Origin of the sequence: Streptomyces sp. NPDC127084, from assembly GCF_042724175.1 — a bacterium.
Lineage (GTDB): Bacteria > Actinomycetota > Actinomycetes > Streptomycetales > Streptomycetaceae > Streptomyces.
The window spans coordinates 50471-58387 of sequence record NZ_JBHXFA010000024.1; the positions used below are offsets into that span (position 1 = coordinate 50471).

7 protein-coding genes are annotated in these 7917 nt (G+C 73.6%); 4 read left to right on the top strand and 3 right to left on the bottom strand.

Going from position 1 to position 7917, the window contains the following annotated elements:
- Positions 1–290: 290 nt before the first annotated feature.
- From ACFWI9_RS08770 to ACFWI9_RS08780, 3 genes are read right to left on the bottom strand one after another with little or no spacing between them, the layout of a single operon-like run.
- Positions 291–1376, bottom strand: coding sequence for an N-acetylglucosamine kinase (locus ACFWI9_RS08770; protein ID WP_387160006.1), 1086 nt, complete (start codon positions 1374–1376; stop codon positions 291–293).
- A 26-nt stretch (positions 1377–1402) separates the two neighbouring features.
- On the bottom strand, positions 1403–2677 hold the full coding sequence (locus ACFWI9_RS08775) for a 6-phospho-beta-glucosidase (RefSeq protein ID WP_387160021.1): 1275 nt from the start codon (positions 2675–2677) through the stop codon (positions 1403–1405).
- 52 nt (positions 2678–2729) lie between these two features.
- Complete coding sequence (locus ACFWI9_RS08780) at positions 2730–3767, bottom strand: mechanosensitive ion channel family protein (protein ID WP_387160008.1); 1038 nt, start codon at positions 3765–3767, stop codon at positions 2730–2732.
- Positions 3768–4040: 273 nt separating this feature from the next.
- Here ACFWI9_RS08780 and ACFWI9_RS08785 point away from each other — a divergent pair, with 273 nt between their 5' ends.
- The 4 genes from ACFWI9_RS08785 to ACFWI9_RS08800 all read left to right on the top strand — a co-directional run bounded on the left by ACFWI9_RS08785 (position 4041) and on the right by ACFWI9_RS08800 (position 7821).
- Positions 4041–4577 (top strand): HNH endonuclease, encoded by a 537-nt coding sequence (locus ACFWI9_RS08785; protein ID WP_387160009.1) that lies wholly within the window; start codon positions 4041–4043, stop codon positions 4575–4577.
- Between the two features lie 398 nt (positions 4578–4975).
- Entirely contained in the window at positions 4976–5203 is a 228-nt protein-coding gene (locus tag ACFWI9_RS08790; RefSeq protein ID WP_387160011.1) for a hypothetical protein, read from the top strand.
- The gene (malQ, locus tag ACFWI9_RS08795) at positions 5204–7558 is read left to right on the top strand and encodes a 4-alpha-glucanotransferase (RefSeq protein ID WP_387160013.1); all 2355 of its coding nucleotides are present in this window, start codon (positions 5204–5206) and stop codon (positions 7556–7558) included.
- A gap of 20 nt (positions 7559–7578) precedes the next feature.
- Positions 7579–7821 carry a hypothetical protein gene (locus tag ACFWI9_RS08800; RefSeq protein WP_387160014.1) on the top strand — a complete coding sequence of 81 codons (243 nt, stop codon included), beginning with the start codon at positions 7579–7581 and terminating at the stop codon, positions 7819–7821.
- Positions 7822–7917: the final 96 nt, after the last annotated feature.

Below are 7917 nucleotides of genomic sequence, written 5' to 3' on the forward strand. Positions count from 1 at the left end.
CAGTGGGCCCGGGTGCCCCGATGCCGCGGGGGCGTGCCCGCCCGACGGCACGGGCGGACCCGCGCTCGGCGTATGTGTCACTCTCCGACCTCCCCCTCGGTCATCGACGGCCTCCCCTGACCCCGTGAGCCGGGAGACGACTGGATCTTGAGCTATCTCGCCCGTTCCGTCAATGCCGGCAGCGTTCCGCCGTCCGCCACCGCTCTCCATGCCCGGACCTGCGGCGGCTACACGCCCCGCACACATATGAATACGCCATCGATCCGGGGCCGGTTCCCTTCCGGGCTCGGTCAGCGCCCGCGACCGCCGTCGTAGTGGCCTCGCAGCCGCCGCTTCGCCGCCACCGGCGCCCCCACCTCATCCAGCCCGAGCAGCGCCGCCCCCAGCACCGGGGGCGCGGTCAGGACCGTGACGGCCGCCTTCGGCGCGCGGACGGCCATCTGTCCGGTGATCCGGGCGTCGAGCCGGTGGTGCCGTGCCGCCAGCACACCGCCGCCGAGCACCACGGCTACCTCTTCACCAGACGAACGGGACGCACCGGATGCGCGCGGGGCGCCGGACGCACCTGGCGCACCATCCGCACCGCCCCCGCCGCACTTACTGTTACCGCCTGACCCACCGGCGCCGTCGAGCAGCCCGAGGCGGCCCATGGCCACCGTCGCCATCGCGACCACCTCGTCCGCCAGCCGGTCCACGATCTCCCCGGCCAACCGGTCGCCCCCGGCGGCCACCGCGAACAGCACCGGAGCGAGTTCCAGCCGCCGCCCCCGTGCGACCCGGCCCAGATGCAACGCCTCGATCAGCGCGTACATCGAGTCCAGCCCGAAGTGCGCCGGCAGCGCCCGTGCCAGCTCCGTGGGCTCGCCTCGCCCGTCCTCGGCCCGCGCGGCCCACCACAGCGCCTCGTCGGCGAGCCCCGCGCCACCGCCCCAGTCGCCCGAGAGCCTGCCGAGCGCGGGAAACCGCGCCGTGCGGCCGTCCGGGAGCAGCCCCACGCAGTTGATTCCCGCACCGCACACCACGGCCACCCCCTGCGCCGCGTCGGTCCCGGCCCGCAGTACCGCGAAGGTGTCGTTGCGCGCTGCCGAGGTACGTCCCCAGGCACGGGCCCGCAGCGCGGCGGCCAGCCCCTCCTCCTCAACGGGCAGATCCGCGCCCGCGAGCGCGGCGGACACATGCCGGGCTCCCCTTGCCCCGGCCTCCGCGAAGGCCCGCGCCACCGTGTCGCCGAGCGTGTCGAACGCCGCCCCGGCACCGACGCGCTGCGGCTGGAAGCCTCCACCGCAGGCGGTGGCGAGTACCGATCCATCGGCCCCGACCACGGCCACATCCGTCTTGCTGTTACCCGCGTCGATCGCGAGGACCGCGGCGTCCACGCCTCCACCCGGGCTCACCGCTGAGCTCACACCCACGCCAGATGCTCCCGGTTGTGTGCGATCAGTCGCTCGGTGAGCGCCTCTGCGCGCGTGTACTGACCGATCAGCGGATGTGCGAGCAGCGCCGTGGACACTCGGTCCCGGCCGCCGAGCAGTGCCGCCTCCAGCGCGAGCCGCTCATACGCCGTGACGTGTGCGATCAGCCCCTCGTACAGCGGGCCGGGCCGGGGTACGGCGAGGGGCCGCGCGCCGTCCGGGCCGACCGCGGCCCGCACCTCGATCACCGCGTCGTCCGGGAGGAACGGCAGCGTGCCGTCGTTGTACGTGTTCACCACCTGGTACTGGCTGTACGGACCGCCGCCGTCGCCGAGCAGCGCCGCGGTCAGCTCCACGGCCGCCTCCGAGTAGTACGCCCCGCCGCGCGAGGCCAGCAGCGCCGGTTTCTCGTCCAGGGCGGGGTCGCCGTACAGCTCCAGCAGCCGCCGCTCCATGCCGGCGACCTCGGCGGCCCGGGACGGCTTGGTGCGCAGCTCCCGCACGACCTCGTCGTGCGCGTAGAAGTACCGCAGGTAGTACGAGGGGACCACGCCGAGCCGGTCCAGCAGCGGGCGCGGCAGCCGCAGCGCGTCGGCGAGCACGGCGCCGTGTTCGGCGAGCAGTTCCGGCAGGACGTCCGCACCCTCGGGGCCGCCGACGCGCACCGCCGTCTCCCACGTGAGGTGGTTGAGGCCGAGGTGCTCCAGGTGCACCTCGCCAGGGGAGACTCCCAGCAGCCTGGCGAACCTCCGTTGGAGACCGATCGCGACATTGCACAGGCCGATCGCGCGGTGCCCGGCCTGGAGCAGCGCCCTTGTCACGATGCCCACCGGATTGGTGAAGTCGATGATCCAGGCGCCGGGGCTGGCCCGCCGCACCCGCTCGGCGATGTCCAGCACCACCGGGACCGTGCGCAGCGCCTTGGCCAGCCCGCCGGCGCCCGTGGTCTCCTGGCCGACGCAGCCGCACTCCAGCGGCCAGGTCTCGTCCTGTTCCCGCGCGGCCTGTCCGCCGACGCGCAACTGGAGCAGTACGGCGTCCGCGTCCGCCACCCCGCTGTCGAGGTCGCCGGTGGTTGCGACGGTCGCGGGGTGGCCCTGCCGGGCGAGGATCCGCCGGGCCAGCCCGCCGACACGTTCGAGCCGGTCGGCGGCCGGGTCGACGAGGACCAGCTCACCGAGTGGCAGGACCTCTCTCAGCCGGGCGAACCCGTCGACCAGTTCGGGCGTGTAGGTGGAGCCGCCGCCCACCACGGCGAGTTTCACGGGTCTCATGCACCCGTCCCTACCCGCCAGGGGGTGGCGGACTACGCGGAGGTCACTTCGTCAGCGGGGACGCGGCCACCGACTGCGGAGAGGTGTTCGACGCGTACGCGGACGGCGCGGCCATACCCGCGGTCGGATCCGCGACCGGCTGCTCCTCGCCGGTCTGGGGCGGCTGCCCGCCGACGATCCGGATGCCCGCCTCGTCGAAGGCCTGCTTGATCCGCCAGCGCAGCTCGCGCTCCACGCCGAGGGCCTGGCCGGGCATGGTCTTCACGGAGACGGACACGGTCATCCGGTCCAGCAGCACCTCCGTGAGGCCCAGGACCTCGACCGGGCCCCACAGGCGCTCGTTCCAGGGCTCGGCCTTGGACATTCCGGCCGCCGCGTGCTCGATGGTCTTCCGGACCGTGGCGAGGTCCTCGGTGGGGCGTACGTTCACATCGACGGACGCCGTGGCCCAGCCCTGGCTCAGGTTTCCGATGCGCTTGACCTCGCCGTTGCGGACGTACCAGATCTCTCCGTTGTCCCCGCGCAGCTTGGTGACCCGCAGACCGACCTCGATCACCTCACCGGACGCGACACCCGCGTCGACGGTGTCGCCGACGCCGTACTGGTCCTCGATGATCATGAACACGCCGGAGAGGAAGTCGGTGACCAGGTTCCGGGCACCGAAGCCCAGCGCCACGCCCGCGACACCCGCGGAGGCCAGCAGCGGGGCGAGATTGATGTCCAGCGCGCCGAGCACCATCAGGCCCGCCGTCCCCAGGATCGTGAACGACGCCACCGAACGGAGCACCGATCCGATGGCCTCCGAGCGCTGACGGCGGCGCTCGGCGTTCACCAGGAGCCCGCCGAGCGCGGTGCCCTCGACGGCCTGGGCGCTGCGGTTCATCCGTTCGATCAGCCTGGTGAGGGCGCGGCGGACGAAGATCCGCAGCACTACGGCGATCGCCACGATCAGCAGGATCCGCAGGCCGACGTTCAGCCAGGTGGACCAGTTCTGCTCCACCCAGCCCGCGGCGTCGTTGGCCCGCTCCGCGGCCTCGTCGAGGGTGACGGGCGGGGTGGACGGATCGGCGGCCAGGGACACAGCTGGGTACCTCCAGGTCTTGCGGCGGTTCACCACACTAACGGGGGATCCATCGTGACCCGAGCGTTATCTCCGAAGGAGAGACAAGGGTCACTCGGGGACGTTCCGGGCGGGGACGCGGGTGGGGGAGGGCCAGATGGTGTGGCCGACCACACAGAAAATCGTCCCGGCCCGTTACAGGTACGTAGTGGCGCTTCGACCAGGCAGGAGGAGAGACTGAGGGCAGATCGTCCCGGCGCGAGCCACGCGCCGCCGGCGTACAAGGAGGCATCCGTGCCGCATGTCCTGGTCCTCAACGCGTCGTACGAGCCCCTTGGCGTCGTACCGCTCCGCCGCGCGCTCGTCCTCGTCCTCGAGAACAAGGCCGTCTCTCTCGAGGAGTCCGGCGCCTTCATGCACAGCGCTACCCGAGTGATCCCCGCGCCCAGTGTGGTGAGGCTCAAGCGCTTTGTGCGGGTCCCCTATCGGGGGCCCGTTCCTCTGACCCGGCGTGCGCTGTTCGCGCGCGACGGAGGCCGCTGCATGTACTGCGGTGGCGTCGCGACCAGCGTCGACCACGTGATTCCGCGCAGCCGCGGGGGTCAGCACGTCTGGGACAACGTGGTGGCGGCCTGCCGCCGCTGCAACCACGTCAAGGCCGACCGGCACCTGCACGAGGTGGGCTGGCGGCTGCGGCACCAGCCCGCTCCGCCGAGCGGTCTCGCGTGGCGGATCATCGGGACCGGGCACCGGGACCCGCGCTGGCTGCCGTATCTGCAACCGTATGGAGCGGATGATGTGATGGCCCGGATCGACGGCGTCTCAGCCTGAGAGACCGGGCCTTCGTGTTGCCGGGGACCGGTGGGACGGGCGCTCCGCCGCCGCCCGGGCGGTCCGCCGGACGGCGAACGCGGCGGCGGGCGTCGGCGCCTGCTCCGTCCGAACCGCACGGACGGGCTCCTCTCGCCACCTCGCGTCAACGTTGTGCGACCGATTCGGCACCTTGGGCGATACCGCCCCCGTGCGGAGAGGCTGCCAGGCACCGCCACTCCTCTTCCGCCCTCCTCGCTGCCTGTGCGCGTGTCCGCGCGCGGTGACCTCTCAACTCCCGTGCGTGACGCAGAATGTGACGCAGCACACGTTGAGACGGGGTGTACGTCTGCGGCTCCGCCCAATGGGTAGGGCTGCACTGACCCGTACGAACCCGCAGCCACCCTGAGGAGGCCCCTGTGGCCACGTCCGCACCGCTTCGGTTCACCGCCACCCTGTCCAAACAGGTACCCGGTCCGCTCACCAGCGAGCCCTCGCTCTCCGTCGTCGCACCGCTGACCAGCGAGCCGCCGCTGGCCGACGCCCTCCCGCTGACCAGCGAGCCCCCGCTCACCGCCGCAACCCCCCTCACCAGCGAATCCACCGCCCCCGGCCCGGCCGGCGGCTCGGAGTCCCCAGGAGTCTGAATGGGCCTGGACCGCCTGGCCGCGTTGCACGGTGTCGCCACCTCCCACTCGCCTTCACCCGGCGTCACCGTCCCGGTCCCCGAGGCCACGGTGGTCGCGGTCCTCGCCGCGCTGGGCGTCGACGCCTCCGCTCCGGGGGCCGTCCGCTCCGCGCTAGCCGCCGCCGAAGCCGCTGCGGCGGACCGGTTGCTGCCGCCGACGGTGGTGCACTGGCTCCCGGCCATGGCGCCCCTGGAGGCCACGGGATCCCCGGCCGCCGGACCGCGCGTCCCCGGAGCGCCCGTCGCGCTCCCGCCAGGCACGCGGGTGCGGGTCCGGCTGGAGGACGGCGGCACGCGCGAGTGGCGGGAGCCGCACGGCCCCAGCGGCGGCGTGCGGGTCCCCCGCGCCGCAGGGGCGCTCACGGCGGAACTGCCCCCCGCCCTCGGGGACCGGGCGGCACCGGTCCCGGACGCGCCGGATTCCGAGTCGCCGGATTCCGAGTCGCCGGATTCCGAGGTGCCGCAGTCCGAGGTGCCGGGCCGGGAAGCACCGCCTGCCGTGGACGCCTCAGCCCCCTGGGCCCTGCTGCCCACCGGAGTGCACCGCCTGGACATCCGTACCGCCGACGGCCGCACGGCCAGGGCCTGCCTCATCGTCGCCCCCGACGCCGTGCCCCAGCCGCCTCGGCGCGTACACGGGTTCCTGGTGCAGCTCTACTCCCTGCTGTCCGGGCGCTCCTGGGGCATGGGCGACCTCGCCGACCTCGCCGAACTCGCGAGCTGGGCCGGACGCTCGCTCGGCACCGGGTTCGTCCAGGTGAACCCTCTGCACGCGGCCGTGCCCGGAGCGCCCACCGACCCCTCCCCGTACCGTCCGAGCTCCCGCCGCTTCCCCGATCCGGTGCATCTGCGGATCGAGGACATCCCCGAGTACGCCCATGTCACCGGCCCGGACCGGCTACGGCTGGAGGCGCTTGCCGAGAAGGCGGCAGGATTGCGGGCCTCGGTTCTGGACAAGGGCGCGCTGATCGACCGGGACGCGGTGTGGGCGCTCAAGCTCCAGGCCCTGGAGCTGCTCCACCTCGTTCCGCTGGGGCCCGGCAGGCGTGCCGCGTACTGCGACTTCCTCGCCGAGCGGGGCCAGGCACTGGACGACCACGCGACCTGGTGCGCGCTGGCCGAGGTGTACGGCTCCGACTGGCACCGCTGGCCGTCCGGCCTGCGCGACCCCCGCTCCACGGAGACCGCCCGGGCCAGGGGCGAGCTGATGGACCGGGTCGACTTCCACTGCCGGCTGGCCTGGCTGACCGACGGGCAACTGGCCGCGGCGTCGCGCGCCGCCCGGGACGCGGGAATGGCCGTCGGTGTGGTGCACGACCTCGCCGTGGGCGTACACCCGGGAGGCGCGGACGCCTGGGCCCAGCAGGACGTCTTCGCGGGAGGGATGTCCGTCGGCGCGCCCCCCGACGCCTTCAACGCGCGGGGACAGGACTGGGGCCTGCCCCCGTGGCGCCCCGACGCCCTCGCGGCCGCGGACTACGCCCCGTACCGGGGGCTGCTCAGGGAGCTGCTGCGCCACGCGGGCGCGCTGCGGCTCGACCATGTGATGGGCCTCTTCCGGCTGTGGTGGGTGCCGGCCGGCGCCGAGCCGACCGACGGCGCGTATGTCCGGTACGACGCCGAGGCGATGCTCGCCGTGCTGGTGCTGGAGGCGCGCCGGGCAGGGGCCGTGGTCATAGGGGAGGACCTCGGCACGGTCGAACCCGGCGTCCGGGAGATCCTGGCGCGCCGGGGTGTACTCGGTACGTCCGTGCTCTGGTTCGAGCGTGACTGGACCGGCTCGGGCCGCCCGCTGCCGCCCGGGGAGTGGCGGGAGGGCTGCGTGGCGACGGCCACCACCCATGATCTGCCGTCCACCGCCGCCCGGCTCAGTGGCGACCATGTGGCGCTGCGGCACCGCCTCGGGCTGCTCGCCCGGCCGCTGGAGCAGGAGCACCGGGACGAGTCGGCCGATGTGGAGGCGTGGCTGGCGTATCTGGCCAGGCTGGGGCTGCTGCCCGAGGGCAGGCTCGATGAGGAGGGCGGTATCCGCGCCGTCTACCGCTTCCTGCTGCGCACGCCCGCGCGGATGGTGGGCGTCTGGCTGCCGGACGCGGTGGGGGACCGAAGACCCCAGAACCTTCCCGGCACCTGGGACCAGTACCCGAACTGGCGGCTGCCCGTCGCGGACGCCGATGGGCGTCCGCTGACCCTTGAGGCGCTGGCGGCGTCGCCGCGGCTGCACGCGCTGATGGAGGTCTTCCGGCCGCGGCCCGCTCAGGACCCCGCGGGGGATGCTTCCCGTACGGGCACCCCGGGCGCGCGGCCCGCTTAGTGGTTCGCTACGTTTGCACCGTGGACAAGAAGAACGCTCTGCGCGCCGGCGCCGTCGCGGCCGGTACGACGCTGATGATGCTGCTCATGTCGTCCCCGGCGCTCGCCCTGACCCGCGACGACGGTGACGACCCGGGTCCCGGCCTGAGTGCGATCGAGACGGTCGGGCTGTACGTGGTGCTGCCGATCGTGCTGTTCCTGGTGATCGCGGGCCTGGTGATGGTGCTGGACAAGTCGGACCGGCCCCGTTCCGCCCACAAGTAGGCCTGAGGCACGGCCCGCCCAGCGGCCTGGCGCCGCCCACGGGCAGTGTCGCCGTCGGCGGACACAGACGCCTGAGGGCGCCGGACGGAGTGCTTC

Excerpts from the sequence above, each read along its gene's own strand:
- malQ (WP_387160013.1), top strand. The coding sequence starts at position 5,204 with ATGGGCCTGGACCGCCTGGCCGCGTTGCACGGTGTCGCCACCTCCCAC.